Origin of the sequence: Pseudomonas sp. BN414, assembly GCF_029871275.1 — a bacterium.
GTDB lineage: Bacteria > Pseudomonadota > Gammaproteobacteria > Pseudomonadales > Pseudomonadaceae > Metapseudomonas > Metapseudomonas resinovorans_C.
Genome location: NZ_SSOL01000078.1, coordinates 34,357 through 58,977, shown reverse-complemented (window position 1 = coordinate 58,977; position 24,621 = coordinate 34,357). Strand labels below are relative to the sequence as shown.

22 protein-coding genes, 1 tRNA gene and 1 pseudogene are annotated in these 24,621 nt (G+C 63.8%); 11 read left to right on the top strand and 13 right to left on the bottom strand.

Going from position 1 to position 24,621, the window contains the following annotated elements; all coding sequences use genetic code 11:
• Positions 1-51 precede the first annotated feature (51 nt).
• On the top strand, positions 52-1,983 hold the full coding sequence (locus tag E8E95_RS25660) for a methyl-accepting chemotaxis protein (RefSeq protein WP_280354882.1): 1,932 nt from the start codon (positions 52-54) through the stop codon (positions 1,981-1,983).
• A 72-nt stretch (positions 1,984-2,055) separates the two neighbouring features.
• On the opposite strand, the gene E8E95_RS25655 is transcribed toward E8E95_RS25660, so the two are convergent.
• Complete coding sequence (locus E8E95_RS25655; RefSeq protein ID WP_280354880.1) at positions 2,056-2,502, bottom strand: DMT family transporter; 447 nt, start codon at positions 2,500-2,502, stop codon at positions 2,056-2,058.
• A gap of 317 nt (positions 2,503-2,819) precedes the next feature.
• Here E8E95_RS25655 and fdnG point away from each other — a divergent pair, with 317 nt between their 5' ends.
• The 7 genes from fdnG (at position 2,820) to E8E95_RS25620 (ending at position 12,180) form a co-directional block, all read left to right on the top strand.
• Positions 2,820-5,894 (top strand): formate dehydrogenase-N subunit alpha, encoded by a 3,075-nt coding sequence (gene fdnG / locus E8E95_RS25650; RefSeq protein WP_280354878.1) that lies wholly within the window; start codon positions 2,820-2,822, stop codon positions 5,892-5,894.
• Between the two features lie 11 nt (positions 5,895-5,905).
• Positions 5,906-6,832, top strand: coding sequence for a formate dehydrogenase subunit beta (gene fdxH, locus E8E95_RS25645; protein ID WP_280354876.1), 927 nt, complete (start codon positions 5,906-5,908; stop codon positions 6,830-6,832).
• Positions 6,833-6,905: 73 nt separating this feature from the next.
• Complete coding sequence (locus E8E95_RS25640; RefSeq protein WP_280354875.1) at positions 6,906-7,538, top strand: formate dehydrogenase subunit gamma; 633 nt, start codon at positions 6,906-6,908, stop codon at positions 7,536-7,538.
• Between the two features lie 240 nt (positions 7,539-7,778).
• Complete coding sequence (fdhE, locus tag E8E95_RS25635; RefSeq protein WP_280354874.1) at positions 7,779-8,708, top strand: formate dehydrogenase accessory protein FdhE; 930 nt, start codon at positions 7,779-7,781, stop codon at positions 8,706-8,708.
• A gap of 48 nt (positions 8,709-8,756) precedes the next feature.
• On the top strand, positions 8,757-10,163 hold the full coding sequence (selA, locus tag E8E95_RS25630) for an L-seryl-tRNA(Sec) selenium transferase (protein ID WP_280354873.1): 1,407 nt from the start codon (positions 8,757-8,759) through the stop codon (positions 10,161-10,163).
• Positions 10,160-12,073: a selenocysteine-specific translation elongation factor gene (gene selB, locus E8E95_RS25625; protein ID WP_280354872.1), complete on the top strand. Its 1,914-nt coding sequence runs from the start codon at positions 10,160-10,162 to the stop codon at positions 12,071-12,073. Before selA ends, selB begins: the two co-directional genes overlap by 4 nt.
• Before the next feature lie 11 nt (positions 12,074-12,084).
• A tRNA-Sec gene (locus E8E95_RS25620) sits at positions 12,085-12,180 on the top strand.
• Positions 12,181-12,218: 38 nt separating this feature from the next.
• On the opposite strand, the pseudogene E8E95_RS25615 reads toward E8E95_RS25620, so the two are convergent.
• The 4 genes and pseudogenes from E8E95_RS25615 to E8E95_RS25600 form a co-directional block, all read right to left on the bottom strand.
• Positions 12,219-13,020 (bottom strand): annotated as a pseudogene (locus E8E95_RS25615) (tyrosine-type recombinase/integrase).
• Positions 13,021-13,521: 501 nt separating this feature from the next.
• On the bottom strand, positions 13,522-14,667 hold the full coding sequence (locus E8E95_RS25610; protein ID WP_280354871.1) for an acyltransferase: 1,146 nt from the start codon (positions 14,665-14,667) through the stop codon (positions 13,522-13,524).
• 109 nt (positions 14,668-14,776) lie between these two features.
• Positions 14,777-15,151 carry a type II toxin-antitoxin system RelE/ParE family toxin gene (locus tag E8E95_RS25605; protein WP_280354870.1) on the bottom strand — a complete coding sequence of 125 codons (375 nt, stop codon included), beginning with the start codon at positions 15,149-15,151 and terminating at the stop codon, positions 14,777-14,779.
• The gene (locus E8E95_RS25600; RefSeq protein WP_280354868.1) at positions 15,148-15,384 is read right to left on the bottom strand and encodes a type II toxin-antitoxin system ParD family antitoxin; all 237 of its coding nucleotides are present in this window, start codon (positions 15,382-15,384) and stop codon (positions 15,148-15,150) included. Before E8E95_RS25600 ends, E8E95_RS25605 begins: the two co-directional genes overlap by 4 nt.
• Before the next feature lie 451 nt (positions 15,385-15,835).
• On the opposite strand from E8E95_RS25600, the gene E8E95_RS25595 reads away from it, so the two are divergent.
• Positions 15,836-16,117 (top strand): hypothetical protein, encoded by a 282-nt coding sequence (locus E8E95_RS25595; protein ID WP_280354866.1) that lies wholly within the window; start codon positions 15,836-15,838, stop codon positions 16,115-16,117.
• A 186-nt stretch (positions 16,118-16,303) separates the two neighbouring features.
• Positions 16,304-16,756 carry a hypothetical protein gene (locus E8E95_RS25590; protein ID WP_280354864.1) on the top strand — a complete coding sequence of 151 codons (453 nt, stop codon included), beginning with the start codon at positions 16,304-16,306 and terminating at the stop codon, positions 16,754-16,756.
• Positions 16,757-16,839: 83 nt separating this feature from the next.
• Here E8E95_RS25590 and E8E95_RS25585 read toward each other — a convergent pair whose 3' ends face one another.
• From E8E95_RS25585 to E8E95_RS25555, 7 genes are all read right to left on the bottom strand, one after another.
• Positions 16,840-17,307, bottom strand: a complete 468-nt coding sequence (locus E8E95_RS25585) for a YbaK/EbsC family protein (RefSeq protein ID WP_077523645.1) — start codon at positions 17,305-17,307, stop codon at positions 16,840-16,842.
• Between the two features lie 194 nt (positions 17,308-17,501).
• Positions 17,502-17,999: a GNAT family N-acetyltransferase gene (locus E8E95_RS25580; RefSeq protein ID WP_280354862.1), complete on the bottom strand. Its 498-nt coding sequence runs from the start codon at positions 17,997-17,999 to the stop codon at positions 17,502-17,504.
• A gap of 7 nt (positions 18,000-18,006) precedes the next feature.
• A complete protein-coding gene (locus E8E95_RS25575; protein ID WP_179059672.1) occupies positions 18,007-18,564 on the bottom strand; it encodes a DUF4136 domain-containing protein in 558 nt (185 codons plus the stop codon).
• Positions 18,565-18,656: 92 nt separating this feature from the next.
• Positions 18,657-19,256 (bottom strand): DUF4136 domain-containing protein, encoded by a 600-nt coding sequence (locus tag E8E95_RS25570; protein ID WP_280354860.1) that lies wholly within the window; start codon positions 19,254-19,256, stop codon positions 18,657-18,659.
• 11 nt (positions 19,257-19,267) lie between these two features.
• Complete coding sequence (locus E8E95_RS25565; RefSeq protein WP_280354859.1) at positions 19,268-20,017, bottom strand: methyltransferase domain-containing protein; 750 nt, start codon at positions 20,015-20,017, stop codon at positions 19,268-19,270.
• Entirely contained in the window at positions 20,014-20,316 is a 303-nt protein-coding gene (locus E8E95_RS25560) for a MazG-like family protein (protein ID WP_280354858.1), read from the bottom strand. Before E8E95_RS25560 ends, E8E95_RS25565 begins: the two co-directional genes overlap by 4 nt.
• 53 nt (positions 20,317-20,369) lie before the next feature.
• A complete protein-coding gene (locus E8E95_RS25555) occupies positions 20,370-21,224 on the bottom strand; it encodes a MaoC/PaaZ C-terminal domain-containing protein (RefSeq protein ID WP_280354856.1) in 855 nt (284 codons plus the stop codon).
• Positions 21,225-21,393: 169 nt separating this feature from the next.
• Between E8E95_RS25555 and E8E95_RS25550 the strand changes: the two genes are divergently transcribed.
• On the top strand, positions 21,394-22,392 hold the full coding sequence (locus E8E95_RS25550; RefSeq protein WP_280355428.1) for an AraC family transcriptional regulator: 999 nt from the start codon (positions 21,394-21,396) through the stop codon (positions 22,390-22,392).
• Positions 22,393-23,154: 762 nt separating this feature from the next.
• Here the strand turns inward: E8E95_RS25550 and E8E95_RS25545 are convergent.
• Positions 23,155-24,510: a 3-oxoacyl-ACP reductase gene (locus E8E95_RS25545; protein WP_280354854.1), complete on the bottom strand. Its 1,356-nt coding sequence runs from the start codon at positions 24,508-24,510 to the stop codon at positions 23,155-23,157.
• Between the last annotated feature and the right edge of the window lie 111 nt (positions 24,511-24,621).

The window sequence follows — 24,621 nt, the reverse complement described above, 5'->3', positions numbered from 1 at the left end:
AATCTCCCGCCCTCGTCTCGCCTCCAACAAGCACTCCAAGGAGACAACTCCATGCGCCTCTGGCAACGCAGTATTCAGTGGCAGCTGATCCTCAGCATGGGCGCAGCCCTGCTCGCCGGCATTCTCATCGTCATTGGCATCTACTCGGTGTTGATGAACCGCCTGACCGAACGTTTCCTGCTGGATGAAGCCCTGCCTGCCCGCGTGCAGGCGATCGGCAACTCCCTGGAACGCACCCTGGCCGCTCCCATTACCGCCAACGCCGGCATCGCCGAGAACGCGCTGGTGCAGGACTGGTTGGCCGAAGGCGAAGACCCGGCCCGCGCCGAGGCCTTTGCCCGCTACCTGGAAGGCGTGCGCGCTCAGCAGAACGCCACCACCACCTCCATCGCGGTGCTGGACAGTGGTCACTACTACACGGGCCAGGGCCTGGCGCGCACCATTTCCCGCAGCCAGCCGGAGAACCAGTGGTTCTACAAGCTGGTGGACAGCGACCGGAGCCGGGTGCTGGAGATCGATATCGACAAGGGCACCCGCCTGCCGACCCTGTTCATCAACCAGCGCATCAGCCGCAACGGCAAGACGCTGGGTGTTTCCGGCCTGGGCTACAGCCTGCAGTCCATGTCCGAGATGATCCGCGATTTCCGCTTCGGTGAGCGCGGTCGCGTCTTCCTGATGGACCGCGAAGGCAACATCAAGGTGCACCCTGACGCCGCCCTGAATGGCAGTGCACGCCTGGCCGATGTCTTCGGTGCCGACTCCGCCGCCCAACTGCTGGCGTCCGGCGGCAAGGCCATTCACTTCAGCCGCGATGGCGAGGATTACCTGGCCTTGGCCCGACCCCTGGAAAGCCTCGGCTGGCAACTGGTGAGCGAAGTGCCCGAGGCGGAAATCTACGCCGAAGCGCGCAAGGCCATGTGGACCAGCAGCTTCGCCGGTTTCGGTGTGCTCGCCCTCTGCCTGCTGCTGGTGGTGGTGCTGGCGCGCGGCCTGGTTCGGCCCATTCGCCAGGTCACTGCGGCGCTGGTGGAAATCGGTGGCGGTGGCGGCGATCTCACCCGTCGCCTGGACGAGTCCCGTGCCGATGAACTGGGCGACCTCGCCCGTGGCTTCAACCGCTTCCTGGAAAGCCAGCGCAGCCTGATCGGCGAAGTGCTCGACACCAGCCAACGCCTGCACAAGGTGGTAGGCCAGGTGGCCCAGGTGGTGGACAACACGGCCAGCCGCTCCAGCCAGCAACAGGAAATGACCGACATGGTCGCCACCGCCGTGCACGAGATGGGCCTCACCGTGCAGGAGATTGCCCGCAACGCCGGCACCGCCGCCCAGGCTTCGCAGCAAGCCCGCGACGAGTCCCTGCAGGCGCGCCACGTGGTGGGCGAGTCCGTCGGACACATCGAGAAGATGTCCAACGAAATCGGCGTCGCCGCCTCGGCGGTGAGCGAGCTGGCCAGCCAGGTCGCTTCCATCGACCAGGTACTGGCGGTGATTCGTGGCATCTCCGAACAGACCAACCTGCTGGCGTTGAACGCCGCCATCGAGGCCGCGCGTGCCGGCGAAATGGGGCGGGGCTTTGCCGTGGTCGCCGACGAGGTGCGGACCCTGGCCAGCCGCACCCAGGCTTCCACCGATGAAATCCAGCAGATGATCCAGCGCCTCAAGCACGGCGCCGAAACCGCTGTGCATTCCATGCACGCCGGCCAGGCGGCGACCGGTACCGGGGTCGAGGCCAGCCAGCGTACCGGCACCTCCCTGGGCGCCATCACCGATCAGGTGGAGCGCATCAGCGACATGAACCATCAGGTCGCGGCGGCCACCGAGGAGCAGTCGTCGGTCACCGAGGAAATCAACCGCAACGTCCAGGGCATTGCCGACCTGGCCCATGCGACGGCCAGCGAAGTACGTGGCTGCCGCGAGGAATGCCAGACCTTGAGCCGCCTGGCCGGGGACCTGGCGCAGCAGGTGGGCAAGTTCAGGTTGTGAGTGGCAAATGGGCAGTCGCAGGGCTGCCCAGCTCCAACCGAGCGAATTCGGGGTCAGCCCTCTCGCCGCCGTTTATCCCCGACGAATGAGCCAGACGCCACCCACGATCAGCGCCAGACCGGCCAGTTTGCCGATGCTGACGGGGGCCTCGCGGAAGCCGGCCCAGCCGAAGTGATCCAGCGTCAGGGCCATGCTCAGTTGGCCAGCCAGCACCAGCGTCATGAACAGCAGCGCGCCGATACGCGGGCCGGCAAAGGCGGCGGTGGCGATGAACACGGCGCCCAGCAGGCCACCACTCCACTGCCACCAGCTCACGCCCTTGAGTGCATCGAAGGTCGGCAACTCGCGCTGGATCAGTACCACCGTGAGCAAGGCCAGGGTGCCCACCACGAAGGACACCAGGGCAGCGCTCATGACGCTGGAAATCTGTTTGGCCAACTGGCCATTGATACCGGCCTGCAGGGGCAGGAAGGCACCGGCGACGAAGGGCAGGGCGAGCAGCCACCAGGCCTTGGGCATGGCGATCTCCGGGGGAAATTCGAGGGGCGCCTAGTATGCCCGAGGCCCTTACCGGTTAGCGCGTCGATCGCCGGACGAAATGCTGCCTATCCGCTGAAGCCCGAGCCAATCGGGGCTTACAGCGCCTTATACAGACTGTTATTACCAAGTCGAAGATTGTCGATGGCTGTTGCGTGAACTGTCATGGCTGCAGAAGTACGGGCTGAGGGGGCCCGGGTGGTCCTCCCCATTCTGGCAATACCCCCGAACCTGACTAACCTTTCAAGAGGTATGCCCGGCATGTACCGGGTACCGCCTGCCTGATAAGGGAGAACACGATGGACATGAACCGTCGACAGTTCTTCAAGGTCTGTGCCGTGGGCCTTGGAGGATCGAGCCTGGCGGCTCTGGGGGTCGCCCCCCCGGCAGCCTTCGCCGACCAGGTACGTCATTTCAAACTGGCGCGCACCATCGAGACACGTAACACCTGCCCTTACTGCTCGGTCGGCTGTGGCCTGATCATGTACAGCCAGGGCGATGCCGCGAAGAACGTCGCGCAGAACATCATCCATATCGAAGGCGACGCGGATCACCCGGTGAACCGCGGCACCCTCTGCCCGAAAGGCGCGGGACTGCTGGATTTCGTCCACAGCCCCAACCGTCTCAAGTACCCCGAGATTCGCGAGCCCGGCTCCAGCGAATGGAAGCGCATCGAGTGGGATGACGCCCTCGACCGCATCGCCAAGCTGATGAAGGCCGACCGCGACGCCAACTTCGTCACGCAGAACGACCAGGGCCAGACCGTGAATCGTTGGCTGAGCACGGGCTTCCTCGCTGCGTCGGCTTCCTCGAACGAGGCGGGCTACATCACCCACAAGGTGGTGCGTTCCCTGGGCATGCTGGGGTTCGATAACCAAGCGCGTGTCTGACATGGCCCGACGGTGGCAGGTCTTGCCCCGACGTTTGGCCGAGGAGCCATGACGAACCACTGGACCGACATCAAGAATGCCGATCTGGTGCTGATCATGGGCGGCAACGCCGCCGAAGCCCACCCCTGTGGATTCAAATGGGTCACCGAAGCCAAGGCGCACAACAACGCCCGGTTGATCGTGGTCGATCCGCGCTTCACCCGTTCGGCCTCCGTCGCCGACTACTACGCGCCGATCCGCACCGGGACCGACATCGCCTTCCTTGGCGGACTGATCAACCACCTGATCACCCAGGACAAGATCCAGCACGAATACGTGCGCAACTACACCGACGCCCCCTTCATCGTGAACGAAGGCTTCACCTTCCAGGACGGCCTGTTCAGCGGTTACGACGAAGCCAAGCGCGCCTACCCCGACAAGTCCACCTGGAGCTACGCCAAGGGCGAGGACGGCTACGTCAGTTCCGACATGACCCTGCAAGACCCGCGCTGCGTGTTCCAGCTGATGAAGCAGCACTACAGCCGTTACACGCCGGACCTGGTCAGCAGCATCTGCGGCACGCCGAAGGAGCTGCTGGAGAAGGTCTGGAGTCTGATCGCCGAGACATCGGACCCGACCAGGACCATGACCATCATGTATGCCCTGGGCTGGACCCAGCATTCGGTGGGCTCGCAGATGATCCGCACGGGCGCCATGGTGCAACTTCTGCTCGGCAATATCGGCATGCCCGGTGGCGGCATGAACGCCTTGCGTGGTCACTCCAACATCCAGGGCCTGACCGACCTCGGCCTGCTCTCCAACTCCCTGCCGGGTTACCTGACCCTGCCGGCCGACGCCGAGCAGGACTATGCCGCCTATATCGACAAGCGCGCCGCCAAGCCGGTGCGACCGGGGCAGATGTCCTACTGGCAGAACTACGGCAAGTTCCACGTCAGCCTGATGAAGTCCTGGTTCGGCAAGTCGGCCACCGTCGAGAACAACTGGTGCTACGACTGGCTGCCCAAGCTCGATGTACCGGCCTACGACGTGCTGCGCTACTTCGACCTGATGTACCAGGGCAAGGTGAACGGTTACTTCTGCCAGGGTTTCAACCCCATCGGATCGTTCCCCAACAAGGCCAAGGTCACCGACAGTCTCAGCAAGCTGAAGTACCTGGTGGTCATGGACCCGCTCGCCACCGAGACCTCCGAGTTCTGGCGTAACGCCGGCGAATTCAACGACGTCGACACCGCGAGCATCCAAACCACGGTATTCCGCCTGCCGGTCACCTGCTTCGCGGAGGAAGACGGTTCCCTGGTCAACAGCGGGCGCTGGCTGCAGTGGCACTGGAAGGGTGCCGAGCCACCCGGCCAGGCGCGCACCGATATCGCCATCATGGGCGGCCTGTTCCATCGCCTGCGGGCGGCGTACGCAAAAGAGGGCGGCGCTTTCCCCGACCCGATCCTGGGCCTGGACTGGAGCTACTTGCGCCCGGACGAGCCGGGGCCCGATGAGATCGCCCGCGAGTTCAATGGCAAGGCCCTGGCCGATCTCACCGATCCGGCAACCGGCGCGGTGCTGCTCAAGGCCGGCGAGCAAGTGCCCGGATTCGCCGTGCTGAAGGACGACGGCACCACCGCGAGCGGCTGCTGGATCTTCGCGGGCAGCTGGACTGCCGCGGGCAACCAGATGGCCCGTCGCGACAATGCCGACCCCTACGGCATGGGCCAGACGCTGGGCTGGGCGTGGGCCTGGCCGGCCAACCGGCGCATCCTCTACAACCGCGCCTCGGCCGACCCGTCCGGCAAACCGTGGAACCCGGACAAGAAGCGCCTGGTGTGGTGGAACGGCAAGGCCTGGACCGGCACCGATGTGCCCGACTACAAGGCCGATCTCGCGCCGGAAGCCGGCATGAGCCCGTTCATCATGAACCCCGAAGGCGTGGCGCGTTTCTTCGCCCTCGACAAGATGAACGAGGGGCCATTCCCCGAGCACTACGAGCCCTTCGAAACCCCGATCGGACGCAACCCGCTGCACCCGGACAACGCCAAGGTCACCAGCAACCCGGCAGCGCGGGTGTTCAAGGGCGACTGGGAAATGTTCGGCAAGGCGGACCAGTTCCCCATCGCCGCCACCACCTATCGGCTCACCGAGCACTTCCACTTCTGGACCAAGCACTGCCGGTTGAATGCGATCACCCAGCCCGAGCAGTTCGTGGAAATCAGCGAGGCCCTGGCCAAGGAACTGGGTATCGCCGCTGGCGACCGGGTCAAGGTTTCCTCCAACCGCGGCTTCATCAAGGCGGTGGCGGTGGTGACCAAGCGCCTGAAGCCGCTGACCGTCGACGGCAAGACCGTGCACCAGGTCGGCATCCCGCTGCACTGGGGCTTCTCCGGCGTGGCCAAGGCCGGCTACATCACCAACACGCTTACACCCTTCGTGGGTGACGGCAACACTCAGACGCCGGAATTCAAGTCGTTCCTGGTCAAAGTGGAAAAGGCATGAGGAGCTGAGCCATGGCATCACAAGACATCATCGCCCGCTCCGCCACCACGACGCCCATGCCGTCCGTTCGCGAGATGGACGAAGTGGCGAAGCTCATCGACGTATCCAAGTGCATCGGCTGCAAGGCCTGCCAGGTGGCGTGCTCGGAATGGAACGACCTGCGTGACGAGGTCGGCCAGAACCACGGTACCTACGACAACCCGGCGGACCTCAGCGCCAACACCTGGACCCTGATGCGCTTCACCGAGCATGAGAACGAGGCTGGCAACCTGGAGTGGCTGATCCGCAAGGACGGCTGCATGCATTGCGATGAGCCCGGCTGCCTGGCGGCCTGCCCGAGCCCGGGCGCCATCGTGAAGTACGCCAACGGCATCGTCGACTTCAACCAGGACAAGTGCATCGGCTGCGGCTACTGCATCACCGGCTGCCCCTTCAACATCCCGCGTATCTCGCAAAAGGACCACAAGGCCTACAAGTGCACCCTGTGTTCGGACCGCGTGTCCGTGGGGCTGGAGCCGGCCTGCGTGAAGACCTGCCCCACCGGCGCCATCGTCTTCGGCAGCAAGGAAGACATGAAGGAGCACGCCGCCGAGCGCATCGTTGACCTCAAGTCCCGCGGCTTCGAGAACGCCGGGCTGTATGACCCGCAGGGCGTCGGCGGCACCCACGTCATGTACGTGCTGCACCACGCCGACCAGCCGTCGCTCTACGCCGGCCTGCCGAACGACCCGGCCATCAGCCCCATGGTCAGCCTGTGGAAAGGCGTGACCAAGCCCCTGGCCCTGTTGGGGATGGGCGTGGTGGCGCTGTTCGGTTTCTTCCACTACGTGCGGGTCGGCCCGAACAAGGTGGAGGAAGACGAAGCCCCGCGCGCTGACCCGGCCGTGCACAAGGTCGACCCAACGGTGCACAGCTTCGATCCCAAGGCACCGAGTTGATGTGCTTTTTACTCCCTCTCCCTGTGGGAGAGGGCCGGGGTGAGGGTGGCTTGCCCCGAGCATGGAGCCCGACATGAACAAAGACATCGAACGCTACACCCCCTCCGAGCGCAGCAATCACTGGGCGGTGGCCATCCTGTTCTTCCTCGCCGGGTTGTCCGGCCTGGCGTTGTTCCATCCGGCCCTGTTCTGGCTGACCAACCTGTTTGGCGGCGGTCCCTGGACACGCATCCTGCACCCCTTCCTCGGCGTCGCCATGTTCCTCTTCTTCATCTGGCTGGTGATGCGCTTCGCCCACCACAACCGCTGGGAAAAGTCCGATAGCCAATGGCTCAGGCAATGGAAGGACGTGGTCAACAACCGCGAGGACCGATTGCCGGACGTGGGGCGCTACAACGCCGGGCAGAAGATGCTGTTCTGGGTCCTGCTGCTCAGCATGCTGGTGCTGCTGGCCACGGGCGTGGTGATCTGGCGGCAGTATTTCAGCCATCTGTTCGGCATCGACATCATCCGCCTTGCCGCCCTGCTGCATGCCGTCGCGGCCTGGGTGCTCATTTGCAGCATCATCGTCCACATCTATGCCGGTATCTGGATCAAGGGCTCCATCAGCGCGATGCTCCACGGCTGGGTCAGCAGGGGCTGGGCACGCAAACACCACGGCGCCTGGTACAAGGAAATCAGCAAGGAAGAGAGCGGCAAACGCTGAGCAGTGGACCTCGGGACCGCTTTTCTGTGGGGGCGAATTCATTCGCCAAGGGCCGCGAAGCGGCCCCGTAGGTTGGGCTGAGCTCCGCGAAGCCCAACGATCCCAAGCACAGGTTCGTAGGGTGGGTCGGGCGGCGCTCCGCGAGCGTAGCGATACCCATCAATTCGGCGCAAACGGCGGGTATCGCGTTGCTCCACCCACCCTACACAAGCCTCAACCAATCCACCGAAGGAGTCCTGCGTGCCAGCCCAGATTCTCGAACCCGGCCAGATCGAAGCCGCCGCGAACATCCCGCCCTTTCTCCACCTGCCGGGGCCCGATCTGTTCCGCATTCGCGCGGCACGCCTGCGCCAGCTCGCCGAAGGCCATCCGCTTGCCGGCTACCTGCTGCTGGTCGCTGCACTCTGCGATGCCCAGCAGCAGGTGCTGGACAATCCACCGCCACTTCCCGGTCCGGCCCCCGAAGCCCTGGCGCGCAGCCGCGAACACGGCATGCCGCCCATTGCCTATGAAGCACTGGTGCGCGCCGATGGCTGGCTTGCCGTCTTGGATGCCCTGCTGGAGTGCTTCCCGGTGCCCAGCAACGCGGCCGTCGCCGATGCCTTGCAACAGCTGGGCGAAGCCGATACCGCCCAGCGCAAGACCTGGGGCGTGGGCCTGCTCAGCGGCCAGTTCGACCTCCTGCCACCGGCCATCGCGCCCTTTGTCGGCGCCGCGCTGCAAGTCGCCTTCAGCCACTGGATGCTGGCCCTGCCGGATGGTGCCATCGTCGAGAACGAAGCCAAGGTCCTTTGCCCGGCCTGCGGTTCTCCGCCGGTCAGCGGCATGATCCGTCATCGCGGCAAGCACAACGGCCTGCGCTACCTGGCGTGTTCGCTGTGCTCGTGCGAATGGCACTACGTGCGCCTGAAATGCAGCCATTGCCAGGAAAGCAAACACCTCGCTCACCTCTCCCTCGAACGCGACGGCGTGAAGGGTGAGCAGGCAGCCATCCGCGCCGAGACCTGCCCAAGCTGCCAGGGCTACCTCAAACAGTGCTACCTGGAGTTCGATGCCGAGGCCGAAGCCCAGGCCGATGACCTGGCCAGTCTCGACCTCGACGTACGCCTGAGCGAGGAGGGCTATCTGCGCCGCGCGCCCAACCTCCTGTTGGCCCCCGGATCGGAATAAGCACCTAGACTCAAGCACGGACCCAATGCCCCACGCTAAGGAATGCTCATGTCGGCCGCTCGCTTGCCTTCTGTCGACCGCCTGCTGCGCAGCCCGGCCTGCGCCCCACTGCAACAGCGTTACGGCCGCGAGGCCCTGCTCAAGACCCTGCGTGACCTGCTCGACGAATTGCGCGAGCCGGCGCGCCATGGTCAGCTCGCTGCCATCGAACTGACTGATGCAGTGCTCGCCGGCCGCGCTGGCGAGCGCCTTGCCGCAGCCCACTCCAGTCGGGTGCGGCGGGTGTTCAACCTCACCGGTACCGTGCTGCACACCAACCTCGGCCGCGCCCTGCTGCCGGATGAAGCCATCGAAGCCATCGCCCTTGCCGCACGCTTCCCGCTCAACCTGGAATTCGACCTCGCCAGCGGCAAGCGCGGCGACCGCGACGATCTCATCACCGGCCTGGTCCGCGAGCTGACCGGTGCCGAAGCGGTCACCGTGGTCAACAACAACGCCGCGGCGGTGCTGCTGGCGCTGAACAGCCTTGGCGCGCGCAAGGAAGGCGTGATTTCCCGAGGCGAACTGATCGAGATCGGCGGCGCCTTTCGCATTCCCGACATCATGGCCCGAGCCGGTGTGAAGCTCGTTGAAGTGGGCACCACCAACCGCACCCACGCCAAGGACTACCAGGCCGTCATCAACCCGCGCACCGGCCTGCTGATGCGGGTTCACACCAGCAACTACAGCGTGCAGGGCTTCACCGCCAGCGTACCCACGGCAGAGCTGGCGGCCATCGCCCACGCCCATGGCCTGCCGCTATTGGAGGACCTTGGCAGCGGCACCCTGGTGGACCTCACACGGTGGGGCTTGCCCAAGGAACCCACTGTGCAGGAGGCCCTGCGCGACGGCGCCGACATCGTCACCTTCAGCGGCGACAAACTGCTGGGTGGACCCCAGGCCGGGCTGATCCTCGGCAACAAGGAGCTGATCGGCCGGATCAAGAAGAACCCGCTCAAGCGCGCCCTGCGCGTGGATAAACTGACCCTTGCTGCACTGGAGGCCGTGCTCGACCTGTATCGCGACCCGGAACGCCTCGCTGAACGCCTCACCACCCTGCGCCTGCTCATTCGCCCGCAGCAGGACATCCAGGCTCAGGCCGAACGCCTTGTGCCACCGTTGGCTGCGCAACTTGGTACCGGCTGGCTGGTGAGCGCGGCGCCGGCACTCGGCATGATCGGCAGTGGCGCGCAGCCGGTGGCACGGCTGCCCAGCGCAGCCCTGTGCCTGCGCCCGCAACAGCCCAAACGCCTGCGCGGTCGCGCCCTGCGCTTGCTGGAAGAAAGTCTGCGCACTTTGCCCATCCCGGTGATCGGCCGTCTCGACGATGACGCCCTCTGGCTCGACCTGCGCCAACTCGACGACGAACCCGCCTTCCTCGCCCAACTGCCGCAATTGCAGGGGGCCGTGGAGTGATAGTCGGCACCGCAGGCCATATCGATCACGGCAAGACGGCATTGCTGAAGGCCCTCACCGGCCTGGAAGGCGACCGCCGCCCGGCTGAGCGCGAGCGCGGCATCACCATCGACCTCGGCTACCTGCATGCAGACCTGGGTGACGGCCAGCCCACCGCCTTCATCGATGTGCCCGGTCACGAACGCTTTATCCACAACATGCTGGCCGGTGCCTGCGGTATCGACCTGTTGCTGCTGGTCGTGGCCGCCGATGACGGCGTGATGCCGCAGACCCGCGAACACCTTGCCATCGCCGAGCTGCTGGGGGTTCGCAGGGCCGTTGTCGCGTTGACCAAGTTCGACCGTGTCGATGCCAAACGTGTGGACCAGGTGCGCGCTGAAGTCACTGCGCTATTGGCGCCGGGGCCCTTGGCAGGCGCCGAAATATTTCCTGTGGATAGCCTGAGCGGCAAGGGCATCGAAGACCTTCGCAAGGCACTGCTGGCGGAAGCCGCGCTCCGCACCGAGGGCGGCACGGACGGGTATTTCCGCCTGCCGATCGACCGCGCTTTCAGCGTTTCCGGAGCGGGAGTGGTGGCCACCGGCACCGCCTTCGCGGGGCAGGTGAAAGTGGGCGATGAACTGGTCCTCAGCCCCTCAGGCAAGACGGTGCGCGTGCGCGGCCTGCATGCACGCAATCAGCAAGTCGAAGAGGGCCATGCGGGGCAACGCGTGGCCCTCAACATCACGGGCGACCGCCTGAGCCTGGACCAGATTCATCGGGGCGACTGGCTACTGGCCCCAGCCTTGCTGGCGCCCACCACGCGGGTGGACATCGATCTGCGCCTACTGTCCAGCGAGCCCCATGACTTCGCTCACTGGACGCCGGTGCATATCCACCTCGGCGCCCAGGATGTCACCGGCCGCGTGGCCTTGCTGGAAGGCAACAGCCTGCTGCCAGGCCGTCGCATGTTCGCCCAGTTGCTGCTGAATGCGCCTGTCCATGCGGTGCACGGTGATCGCCTGGTTCTGCGCGACCAGTCCGCCCAGCGAACCCTCGGCGGCGGCCGCGTACTCGACCCCTTCGCGCCTGCGCGTAATCGCCGTACGCCGGAGCGATTGGCGCAACTGCAAGCGCTGCGCGGCGAAGGTCTGGAAGCCGCCTTGCCCGCCCTCCTTGGGACGGCCAGCAACGGCCTCGCTCCGCATTTGCTGGAGCGGCAGTTCAACCAACCTCGCACCGGCTGGACGCTGCCTCCTGAGGCGGTAGAAATCACCACCCGTATCGGTCAGCGACTGTTCGCCAGGGAACGCTGGCAGGCACTGAAACAGCAACTGCTCGACGGCCTGGCACGCTTCCACGCCGAACTCCCCGACGAACTCGGCCCCGACCGCGACCGTCTGCGCCGTTACGCGCTCTCCGAACTTGAACGGCCCGTCTTCATCACCCTGCTGGAACAGCACCTGAGCGCAGGCACTGTCCAATCCAGCGGGCCGTGGCTGCATCTGCCCGATCATCAGGTCCAACTGAACGAGGCCGACGAAGCCTTGCGCCAACGCATCTGGCCGCTCCTGGAGGCCGGCCGATATGACCCGCCCTGGGTTCGCGACCTGGCCAAGGAGCTGGGAGTAGAGGAGGGCGCCATGCGCCTGCTGCAACGCAAACTCGCCCGCCTCGGCCTTCTGCACCAGATCGTGAAGGACCTGTTCTACCTCGACACGACCATCCACCAACTGGCTACACTGGCCCGGCAACTGCAAGACGAACACGGCACCATCAAAGCCGCCGCCTGGCGCGACCGCCTCGCCATCGGCCGCAAGCGCAGCATCCAGCTACTCGAATACTTCGACCGCATCGGCTACACCCGCCGCATCGGCGACCAACGCAAGATCAGGGAAGACTCCGCACTGGCCCAAGCGCCCAGCCCCTGATCACGAGTTATGGAAGGCAAGCACGCCCGGTGGCGTGGCCGGGCTTCAAACCCGGTGGGGGACGGCAGCCGTTCCTGGGTGAGTTCGACTCTCACTGCCTTCCGCCAATCCCCACGCTAGAGGCCCCGTATTACGGGGCTTTCAGCTATTGGCCCGGTGCCGGTTCGGCTTGGGTGTCGAAGAAGTGTCGAAAATCCCGAATTGGCCCAAGGCTGATCACTTCGCGCAGGTAATCGGGGGCCAGGTGTGCATAGTGCATCGTCATGTTCAGCGAGGCGTGGCCCAGGATCTTCTGCAGCGTGAGGATGTTGCCGCCGTTCATCATGAAGTGCGACGCAAAGCTGTGGCGCAGCACTTGGCCGGGGTAGCCAGGCAGACGGTCGCAACCATCGCGGCATGCGGCGTTCGGCAATGCTCGCGGATGGCGTTGAACAGCACCTCGATCTGTTCCCGGCTCAGGTAGGACAGCTCCCGTTCATGGAGCTTGTGCGGCTTCACCTTGGCCAGCGGATTGGGGGGGGCGATCTCCCCCAGTTCCTGGAGGATGTTGACGACGGCGCAGAGGTGGCCGAGTTGGGTGTTCACCGTCTTGCCGGTGATGCCCGCCGCAAGGCGTTTCGCGCGGTATTCGGTGTACTGGGCGCCATTCAATTGGCAAGCGATGGGGTTGCCCATGCCTTCGGCCATGCGCCGCAGTACCAGCTCGGTGCGGTAGATGTCCGACGGGGCGTGGCCGTGGAGCAGTCGCCAGCGATCGATCAGGTCTAGGAGCCGTCGTGTGTCCTTGGGGCGGGGGAGCCAGTCGGGAGAATCAATCACCTTGGCGCGGCAGGTGGCTTCGAAACGCTGCGCTTCATCCTTGGTCTTAAACGTCTTGCGAAGCGGCGGCGTTTGATGGGTTCGGTATCGACTTTCCAGCGGCCGTCAGGCAGTCGCTTGATGGTCAGACTCACCGCGTCGCCATGGATCGCCGCAGCCTCGATCTCTATCCCGTGGGTGTGAGCAACAACCTCATCAACTCCTCACTCGCTCTGCCTTCCAAGACATTCAGCGACAGAACATCACCCTCCCGACACTCACCTTCGTGGGCTTGCATGGGGTTCTCCTCGGGCGATTGAGAGAGGAGAGCACAGCGATGAGAGCGCATTTGGCGCCACATAGGGGAACAGAAATCTCCTTGTGTGGAACGAGAAGTGGTCTCCGGCGTCGGTGATAGCGACAATTCGTTGAGCATGCATTGCATCAAGTTGGGCTCTTGCGGCGCCATAACTACGCCGGCGGCAGTAGTACCGGTTTGCACTGAATAGATAGCGGTTGAGTCTGTGTCGAGAAGGACTTACAGCCGCACATCATTAGTGGCAAGGCGATTACACTGGCGAACCTGATGGTTTCGGCATCGCTCAGTTTTAGTAGTGGGATTGATCGCTGGCCACTCAGCGTTCTTCGATTCAAGCAGTTACTGGCTTCTGCGCTGATGGGAACAAAGAGCGGTTTATCTTGCCGCCAAGCCGAATACCTGGAAGCTCAACAGCCTTGTAGACCAAGTAAGCGGTCAGGTACGCCCCAGTCAGAACAAATACCAGCATGACACCTACGCGCTGCTGTGGAGGCAGATCAAGAAGGAATGGGGCGCGGGTTATGATAAGCCCGGAGGCCGCAATGTAGAATCCGTGAAAGAGATATACGCCATAGGATGTGTCCGATGCGAATCGCACGGCCTTGTTGTTGATCAAGCTGAACAACCAGGAAGGTGCCCGGCCAGACTTCTCGGCAAGACCGATGACAAGCATCAAAAGAAAGATACTCGGCAACACGAGGGGGTCTGGTTCAACCCTTGAACCGATATAAACGAGCGCCATGGCGCAAGCGATGAGTCCTGCCCGTCGCCTCTTGGAAACCTCTGTCTCCATGGCAGAAAAAAGAACCATGCCAGCGAGGAAGTAGTTCAGTCTCAGGACTATGAGCGCTGGCTCGAAATAGTGGACTTTCGAAGAGATCCACGCTCCGACGAGAAACACGGGGACGCCGATAAACAAAGACGCTTTTGCAACGCCAATCCGGCGGAATACTAGGAATAAAGCCGGAAAGACTAAATAGAACTGAATTTCCAGGCTGAGGCTCCAGTCCGGTAAGAATGTCGAAAATGAGTATTCCGGGTGCAGTCCGAACAGCAGCGTGAGATGTAGAAATACATTCATGGCAGTGTATTTGATCCGCATCGGATCGTAGACGCCACCGTCACTGCCAACCCACGCTGGATTGAGGTTCTGGAGCTCTTTATAACCGAGAAGAAAATAAGAACTGAATAGCACTGCCAGGGCGAGTGACAGGTAATAGGCCGGAGCCAGCCTGAAATAACGCCGGACCCAAAAGCGCGCCCAACTCTTCCCTGTCGTCATTGGCTCCGAGTCCTTCCGAGCTGTGGCATTCGCCATCATCAGGAAACCGGAAATCAGCATGAACAGGTTGACCGCGATCTTCGCCGCCGGAAGTGCTTCCCAGTACCAGCCACCCCAGATCATGCAGTGCGCCACTAATACCCAAAGTGCCGCAATGGCCCTGAAAAAATTGACGAACTCGAACTCTCTTACCACTTTAAATGCCCGTTGGCGATTCGTTGAAAGGTGCCAACATTACCATTCGTTGCGACTCTAAATCCCATAGTATTTATGCCCGAGCCTCCGTCCTCGAGCTCCTGCTTGGTTAGCAATTGAAGCCAGTGCCTGTCAGCGAAGAATGGGAACAGATGTATTTCCTGTCGCTCTGCTGCATCCAGGCCGGGATATCGCTCATCCCATGCAAGACGCGCCACACATCGATGTGATCGTGACGCTCGATGTAGAAGACCAGGTAGGGATAGCGCTTCAACTTCCAGGAAGGCAATCCCGGCAGATCGAGTTCGTGGGCGTATTGCGATGAGCCCGACTCTGGATGCCGGCTGATGTGCTTGTAGCTCCGCTCCTGGGCGTCGATGAAACCAAGTGCAGCGTGCTCGGTTGCTTCGCTCAGGTAGTGGCTGATGGCGTCGTCGATATCCTGGTTGGCCAGTGCCCGGGGGATGATGGGCTTGGCCTTCATGCCTTGGCGCTCCGTACCCGATTGCGCAGTGCTTCGAAGTAGTTGTCATTAGCCGGGGCGGCGGGAGAGGACGCGGCGCCTTCCAGAAGCAGGTGGCGCAGACGCTGGCGATCCTGGTTCTTGCGGTTCAGCTCGCGGACATATTCGCAACTGGTGCCATAGCCGCGCTGGCTGACTTGCTCATCGACGAAGCTCTTGAGGGCGTCGGCCAGGGAGATATTCATGGTGCTCATGGGTACTCACTTTTTGTCAAAATTTGCCAAAGCATGTTGGCAACGGTAGCGATTCACCCTGAATACCGATCATTCCATGCCGTTTCCCGCCAAACATCTACCTCTCGTTCTGGTCGATATGGAAAAGCACATACGGATAACGCTTGAGCTTTTCAGGAGCGAAATTCGACCCTCGGTTTTTTTCATGAGTTTCCGTGGCTTGCGCCCGCTTCTTAGTGTCGATCCTGACATTTAGACAAACGGTCAGTCCGCTTGTGCGTGTGGTTCTTGCAGGCTTGCGTCGTGCTCATCACTATTCAATGCAGTTCTCTCGCAGTCGCTTCATGGGGAGCGGGCAGCCGGCAGTTTGCTGCTCATTCAATTGAACGCACCGCAATGACACAGGTATCACCGCTCCAAGGCAGCGCCTCTGAGAAGGCGCACTGAAGCAAGCGATTATCAGGAGTTGGACATGACTATCCGATTCGCATTCGGCAGCGCGCTGGTCCTTATGGCGAGCGTGGCATTTGCCGGGGCTCCCGCAGCCAAGAAAGACAGCGATAACTATTACCTGAACTGGCAGGAACGAAACGGCACCATCGCGCTGGATACCGTCTGCAGCAAGAACGAGAAAGGCACCAAGCAGTTCCGTAATTGCCAGCAGCATGCTCAGGTGATCTTCCGCAACTCTTGCACCAAGGCCAAGGATCCAGCCAGCAAGTGGTGCGTTGCGCAGACCCAATACAAACCCTGAGTTCGTCTCGATCGCGGAGGAAGGTATCAACTTCCTCCGTACCTCTCTAGAAGCCCCGATTTGCGGGGCTTTTCTCTGCTCTTTTCTTGCGTTCTCGACCGTTGGGTCGAGAGGCACGGCTGCCTCCAAACGCCCGCTTATAGTGGATTAGTGAGCAACGGCGCTTCTCAGCGTGGGAGGCCAGCGATGAATGCAGCAAGGTATCTGGTACTGATCTTTGCCGTTTTCGGACTGTGCGCGTGCGCGGGCCCGACAGGCGACGCCAGGAAAGAGTTGCTCGAAGTCAGGCTGAACGCCACGCCGAAGAACGCCGGGCGTATCGCCCAGGCGACGCTGGTGCCGCGGGGCGATGAGACGAGCATTTCGTTTGTGATCAGCGGCGTACCTTCCTTCACGACCCGCCCCGTCCGCCTTTACACCTTCATCTACCCGGGAAGTTGCGCGCATCCCGGGGCATCGCCCGCATATGAGTTGAACAATACGCTGACCACCGAGCGCCATTTCCGGGGTGATGTCTGGCGAATGTCGAAGTCCGCGCCGGTTCCATTCTCGGCGTTACGCGCGGGCGATTACTCACTCGTACTGCGGACGACGCCCGCAGATGGCAATTACGACATTTTCTGTGGGGATATCCGGTAGGAAACTGGCAAGCCCACTTCACAAATGAGCTGGCTTTGGGAGCGAACTCTTTCGCGAATGAATTCGCTCCCACAACGCAGCTGCTACTCGCAGAGTTTCCCGCTCTTGGCTTCCGGCATCAGCGCCATGTATTGCTTGCCGCTCATGTGCACCAGTTCGTCATGGCGACCGGATTCGAAGTAGATGTCCGGTTGTTCCGCCAGGGATTGGTCGATGAGGGTGTCGAGGCCGAACAGGTTACCCACAGCGGGGATGGCGCCGGTTTCGCAGTTGGCGAAGCGTTTGCCGAAGTCCCGTTCGCGCACCAGGCGCCAATGGCGGTGGGTGAGTTTGTGGACTTTTTCCAGGTCGACATGACGTGACGCGGGCACCACGGCCATCATCCAGTGGCCCTGGAAGTCGTCGAGTATTACCGGTTTGGCCATTTGCTGCGGCGGCACGCCGGCGCGGCGGGCGGCTTCGCGGGTAGTCATGGATGCGGTGTGATTGAGCACGTCGAAGCGTGTCTTGTGCTGCATGAGGCTGCTTTGCAGCTGGGTGATCATGGTCATGGGACACCTCCTGCCAGGCGGTGGCTCATCGCTCCCGATAAGCCTGCGTTGCCGGCACGCAAGGAGGAGCCTCCCGCTCCCCACCCGGCATCGGCGCTGGCCGATGCCATGTGGATAAGTTTAGTGAGGGGCTGGGCTGTTGGACCGAAAGGTGCCGACCGGTTCAGGGCTGATCGCGGCGCATGGTCATGGACTCAATCCGTGAGGGCTTTGTCCATCTGCACCAGGGCGACGCGCCTTCCATTCGGGGCGAGGCGTTCGACGATGGCGCGTGGCTGGTAGCCGAGCCGGGAGTAGAGGAGCAGGCCGCCAGCATTGGCGTTGAAGCAGGACACTTTCATCAGCCTGGCCTTGTACTGCTCGCGGGCCTGGCGCTCCATGGCGCCGATCAGGTACTGGGCCACGCCATGGCCGCGTGCCCAGAGCGCCACCATCATGTTGCCGAGGGCGCAGAACTCGCCGTGCTGCCATTGGTAGAAGTTGGCGAAGCCGGCGACTTTGCCGTCCAGCAGGGCGACGGTACTACCGCGTCGCTCGGCCATGGCGGCGGCGAGTTGGCCGACGGTGAGCGGCCAGCTGGCCTTGGGGTAGGCGAAGAACAGTTCGTCCGCATCCTGGGGGAAGCGGACGATTTCGTGGAGGTCTTCGGCGCTGGCGGGGCGGTATTGCAGTTGGGGATTAACAGCGGGCATGAGGTCCTCAGTGCGGGGGGTACTGGGCGATCACCTTGGCGACCGTTTCGCGGATGGCGGCTTCACGTTCAGCCGGAGTCGGCGGCGAGTTTTTCATGATCTGTTCTGCACTTCCGCGCCAGACCAGCTTGCCGTCCTTGGTGTCATACAGGTCCACCTGGATGGTGGCGACCTTGTAGGTGTAGACGCGGGTTTCGGTGTAGGCCGGTCCACCCCAGTAACCTCCCCAATATCCGCCCCAGTAACCGCCGTAGTTGTAGCTGCTCTGCTGCTGGCGCTCATCGACTATCAGCCAGGATTGCACGTCCAGGTCGGCCTTGCCGCTGGTGGCCGGGCGCAGGCCGCGCTGGTCGAGCTGCTGGCCGACGGCGTCGCGGATGCGCTGTTCGGTGAGGTCACTCTTGATGCGCGGATCGTCGGGGCTGTACTGCAGGGCGGGCTCTTTCCAGCTCCAACTGCGGTACGCGCCGAAATCGCGAGAGCTGTCGTAATCGCGATTGACGTTGTAGTTCTGGCAGGCGGCCAGGAGCAGGACGGTGGAAAGGAGTAGCGTGAGGCGGGTCATGATCAGATCTCCTCTGCCGGAATCATTATCGAAACGCAAGGCAAGACAGTCGGCAAGGGGAAATTGAGGGCGCTCTATCCCGAGGCTTTCACTCAATTCGGCGGATAGTCGTCCAGGGCTTCCTTCACCGCTTCGCGCAGCGCGGCCACGCCGTCGGAGCGGCTGCCGTTGGCGTAGGTTTCGCCGCTGCCACTCCACACCGGCTGGTTGTCGCGGGCGTCATAGAACTCCAGGTAGACCACGGCCACCTGTTCCTCATAGGTGCGCACGACCGGCACGGTGGCCCATGCCCCGTACTGGTCGCGCCACGGTCCGCTGCCGTAGTAGGCGCCGCCATAGTCGTCGTACTGCCGCAGGCGCCGTTCGTAGCGCAGGCTGGCGCTGACCTTGAGATCGGCCTGGCCGGGATTGCGTGCCTGGCGCAGGCCGTGCTGGTCGAGGCCGGAGTTGACCATGTCCGCCATCTGCTCGGGCGTCGCCCAGTTGTTACCGGCGGGAAGCTGCCCATCGAGCCAGGTCCAGCTGCGGTAGCGGCCGTAGTCGCGTGGCGCGGCGGGGTAGGCGCTGCTGTCGAAGGTGGTCGCCGCGCCTGGCGGGGCGGGCGGCAGCGGTCGGGACTCGGCCTTGTACGGGTTTTGGCTCTGGCAGGCCGATAGCAGCAGGGCGAGGGCGAGCAGCGCGGGCTGTTTCATGGGGCCTCCGTTCACAGCGGGCGGCAAATCCAGTGCAGGTAGCGTCCTAATCCCGAATAGCTGGGGTGGCGACGGTAGGCCAGTTCCATTTCCAGCAGGTCCACCAGTTCGGCCTTGGCCTGGAACTCCTGGGGCATGTAGTCGTGGAACACCCGCACGCCGCTCTGGCTTTCGACTTTCCAGTGACCTTCGAGTTGCGCCGCCAGGTCACGCGGGTCGAGTGGCTGCTGCGGGGTCAGGCTTTGCCCTTCGCCGGCGAACTTGTGTTTGCGCAGCTTGCGGAAATGTCCCTTGAGCAGGTTGCGATAGATCAGCGCGTCCTTGTTGTAGAAGGCCAGCGACAGCATCCCGTCCTTGGCGGTGAGCTGATGCAGCACCGGCAGGATGGCGTGCGGGTCGGCCAGCCATTCCAGCACGGCGTGGCAGAGCACCAGGTCATAGGGCTCGGTGAGCTGGCCGAGCAGCTCCTGCCAGGGCGCCTGGATGAAGGTGGCAGCCTGGCCGGCCTCGGCAAAGCGCTGGCGGGCGCCTTCGAGCATGGGTTCGGCCGGCTCTGCGAGGGTGACCTGGTGGCCGCGCTCGGCCAGCCAGAGGGCCATGTGGCCCAGACCGGCACCCACATCGAGCACGCGCAACGGGCGGTCGGGCAGGACTTCAGCGAGGTCGGCCTGCAGCACGGCGAGGCGGATGGCACCCTTGGCTCCGCCGTAGATCTTTTCGGCGAAGCGCGTCGCCAGTTCATCGAAGTGACGGTCGCTCATGCGAAGCGCCTTTCGCTGTCGGCCAGCTTGGCGCGGACCACGGCGTCCATGTCCAGGCCGAGTTCGGCACAGAGCAGCAGGAGGTAGAGGACGATGTCGCCCACTTCCTGGCCGGCGTGGGCGAGTTTTTCGGGGGGCAGCTGGCGCGACTGGTCTTCGCTCAGCCACTGGAAGATTTCCACCAGCTCGGCCATTTCCACGCTGGCGGCCATGGCCAGGTTCTTCGGACTGTGGAATTGCCGCCAGTCGTTGGTATCGCGGATGGCATGCAGGCGGGCGGTGATTTCGTCGAGGTTCATGGGGCTCTCCTTGAGCCGCCTATGGTCCCGCTGGCCGCCCGGCCGCGCAAGGGTTATCCCAGCGGGCGCCAGCTTCCCGCCATGTGCGGGAGGTCGCCCTTGCCGAGCAATGCGAGTTGGCCTTCGGCGGCCGGCGCGCTGGCCAGCAGGGTGACTTCGGCGGGCAGGAGAACCGGCTTCTGGAAACGGACTTCCACTTCGTAACCGGCGCTGGGCAGGTGGATTTCCAGCGCCGCCAGGCAACGAGCCTTGTTCCACAGCCCATGGGCGATGGCGCGGGGGAAGCCAAACAGCCTGGCGCTGGCGGCTGAAAGGTGGATGGGGTTGTAGTCGCCGGCCACGCGGGCATAGCGCCGGCCGATGTCCGCGGCTGCGTACCACTGATCCAGGTGCGTCAGCGGCAGGCTTTCCAGGGCCGCGCGCGGTGCGGGCTGGCCGGGCAGGCGAAGGCCGCGGAAGAGAATGCGGCTATCGCCCTCCCAGACCAGACCGAGCTGGTCTTCCAGGCGGGTGATCAGGCTGAAGGTGGCGCCTTTCTCGTGGGGCTGGAGATCGCTCACCTGCACGCTGGCAACGAAAGGCCCCAGGCCACCCAGGGCACGCAACACGCGGATACGGTTCTCCAGGTGCACCAGGCCCAGCAGTGGGAAGGGGAAACGCGGGTCGGTGAGCAGGCGCATCTGCAGCGGGAAAGCGAGGATGTGCGGGTAAGTCGCTGGCATCAGCCCCTTGTCGCTGAAGTCGCAGACGGCGCGGTAGCGCGCCAGATGATCAGGGTCGACGCTTACCTGGCAGCGCACGCCCACGTCGGGCAGGGCCTTGCCGCGCATGCCACGGCGCACGGCGGCGCGGGCGAACAGGCCAGGAAGGGCGGGAGGTGCGGAAAGGTCGAGCCAGTCGGTGGCCATGCGTGATCTCCTCGAGGCGAATGGGGCTCAGCATAGTCAGCGGATTGTGTCGCACATTGGCCGGCCGTCTCGGCAGTGCGGCAGGGCAGTCAATCGCGGCCTTGAGCGGGGATGAAAAAGCCGAATAAGATGGCCGCGCCTCGCAGACAATAAGAATTCTCCGAAAATGATGCGTGATCTGACCGACGATGTGGCGCTAATGCGCCCGGTGATCGACGCCCTGCGTGCCAGCGGTACCGACCCGGACAAGGTTCTGGTGCGCGTCGGCCTGCCGCCAGGCGGACTGCCCGCGGGTCGCTTTCCCCATGCTGCACAAACCCAGTTCTGGAAGGCCGCCGCCGCCGAGTGCGGTGAGGAGCATGTCGGCCTCTACCTGGCGGGTCATTTGCCGGCCTTCCACGGGCTGCTGCTGGAGTATCTGTTCCTCTCCAGCGGCACCTTCGGCGAGGGGCTGCGGCATGCCCTGCGCTATGTGCGCCTGCTCTCCGACACCCTGAGCGCCCATCTCGAAGTCGAAGATGATCGCGCCGTGCTCTCCCTTGGCCGGCACGCGGGCAGCAACCGGCATTTCCCGGAGATGCTCGCGGGTGCGGTGATCCGCCTCTTCCATGCCCTGACCGATGGGCAGTTCAAACCCCACGAAGTGCAACTGATGCACGCCGAAGGCGCTCCCGCCGAGCGTTACCACTCGGTCTATGGCTGCCCGGCGCGGCTGGGGGCTGATCGCTACGCGCTGATCTTCGATGCCGAAGTGCTGGATAAGCCCTCGCGCCACGCTGCGCCTGACCTGCTGCGCATGCACGAATCCCTGGCCCGTCGCCAACTGGCGGAGGTGGAACGCCTGGACCTCGTGCGCCAGGTGCGCGAGTTGATCGGCGAACTGCTGGTGGATGGCGGCGCGACCCTCGAGCAGGTCGCCGCACGCCTGAACATGCCGGCCCGCCGCCTGCGCGAACGGCTGGCCACGGCCGGCGTGCGCTTCAACGACCTGGTCACCGACTACCGTTGCCGACTGGCCAAGGAACTGCTGCTGAAGACCGACGAACGCATCGAGGTGATCGTCGAACGCACCGGCTTCTCTGAACCGAGCACCTTCTACCGGGCGTTCAAGCGCTGGGTGGGCGAGACGCCGGTGGAGTTTCGGCGGAAGGGGAAGGGCGAGGGCTGAAGGTCATCGGGGCAACTGCGTTGCCCTTGGCGAATGAATTCACCCCCACAGGGTTCTGTCCTGAGCCAGGTGTTTCAGGTGGGCGGTCTTCTTGTGGGGGCGATTTCAATCGCTATGCAGGCCGAAGGTCTGCCTGCTGGACTTATAGGGGCGGCTGCGCCGCCCTTTCGCGAATGAATTCGCTCCCACAGGGTTCTGTCCTGAACCAGGTGTTTCAGGTGGGCGGTCTTCTTGTGGGGGCGATTTCAATCGCTGTGCAGGCCGAAGGTCTGCCTGCTGGGTTTATTGGGGACGCTGCGCGCCCTTTCGCGAATGAATTCACCCCCACAGGGTTCTGTCCTGAACCAGGTGTTTCAGGTCGGCGATCTTCCTGTGGGGGCGATTTCAATCGCTGTGCAGGCCGAAGGTCTGCTCGCTGGGCTTATTGGGGCAACTGCGTTGCCCTTGGCGAATGAATTCACCCCCACAGGGTTCTGTCCTGAACCAGGTGTTTCAGGTGGACGGTCTTCTTGTGGGGGCGATTTCAATCGCTATGCAGGCCGAAGGTCTGCCTGCTGGACTTATAGGGGCGGCTGCGCCGCCCTTTCGCGAATGAATTCGCTCCCACAAGTGAAACTTGGTGCGTCAGGTGGATGCTCTTCCTGTAGGGGCGAATTCATTCGCCAAGCAGGCCGAAGGTCTGCCTAGCAGAACCTATTGGGGCAGCTGCGCCGCCCTTTCGCGAATGAATTCGCCCCTACAAGTCAGTTCCGCCCTCGAGACTCAAGCCCCTAACAGACTCTGCCCGCACACCCGCATCACCTGCCCGGTCAGGGCGCCTGAGCCCGGCTGGGCGAACCAGGCGACGGCTTCGGCCACGTCCTGGGGCAGGCCACCCTGGCTCATCGAATTCATGCGGCGGCCCGCTTCGCGGATGGTCAGGGGAATGGCGGCAGTCATCTGAGTTTCGATGAAGCCCGGCGCCACCGCGTTGATGCTGATACCGCGTTGGCCCAGCAGCGGAGCCCAGTTCTGCGCCAGGCCAATCACGCCGGCCTTGCTCGTCGCGTAGTTGGTCTGGCCCATGTTGCCGGCAATGCCGCTGATGGAGGCGATCAGCACCACGCGGCCGTTGTCGTGCAGCTTGCCGGCGTCCAGCAGGGCCTGGGTGAGCACCTGCGGGGCTCGCAGATTGACGTTGAGCACCGAGTTCCAGAAGTCGTCGCTCATCTTTGCGAGGGTCTTGTCGCGGGTGATGCCAGCGTTATGCACGAGGATGTCCACGCCTTCCGGCAGGGCTTCCACCAGTTGGCTGGCAGCGCTCTCGGCGGTGATGTCGATGACGACGCTGTGGCCGCCCAGGCGTGCGGCCAGGCCGTCGAGGGCGTCCTTCGCCGGGGGGACGTCCAGCAGCACCACCTCGGCGCCGTCGCGGGCCAGGGTTTCCGCGATGGCGGCGCCGATGCCACGGGAGGCGCCGGTCACCAGCGCGCGCTTGCCGGCCAGCGGTCGGGTCCAGTCGTGGACCTTCTCGGCGCAGGTTGTCAGGCGCAGCACCTGGCCTGAAACGTAGGCGCTCTTGGGCGAAAGGAAGAAGCGCAGAGCGCCTTCGAGCTGGTCCTCCGCGCCGGTGCCCACGTAGATCAGCTGGACGTTGCCGCCGCGGCGGATTTCCTTGCCGAGGGAGCGGGTGAACCCCTCCAGGGAGCGCTGCACGCTGGCGGCTACCAGGTCCTCGGTCGCTTCGGGGGCGCGGGCCAGGACCACCACTTTCGGGCATTTACCCAACCCCTTCATGGCCGTTTGGAAGAAGTTGCGCAGCTCGATCAGTTGCTCGAACCGGGTCAGCCCGCTGGCATCGAAGATCAGCGACTTGAGTTTCGGGCCGTGCTCGGCCGTCCAGCGCGACAGGCCGAAACGTCCGTCTTCGTCGGCGAAATTCTGGTCCGTGAGCTTGTTCAGCACGCCGCTGGCCGCATCGGCGAGCGCACCCTGGCCGCCAATCAGCAGGGCTCCGTCAACCGGCCGTGCCCGGCCTGCCATCCAGCGCTCCAGGCGATCCGGCGCCGGCAAGCCCAAGGCGCCCACCAGGCGCCGGCCAGTGTTGGAGTTGGCGAAGGCGAGGTAACGGTCGTTCATGGGGTAGCTCCTGCTGGTCAATCGGAAGTGGGCTCACTCTACGCAGACACGCGTTGAGCGCAATTGACCGCGCTGACCTGCCGAGCGGCGAGGCGGCCAATCCAGCCGTCT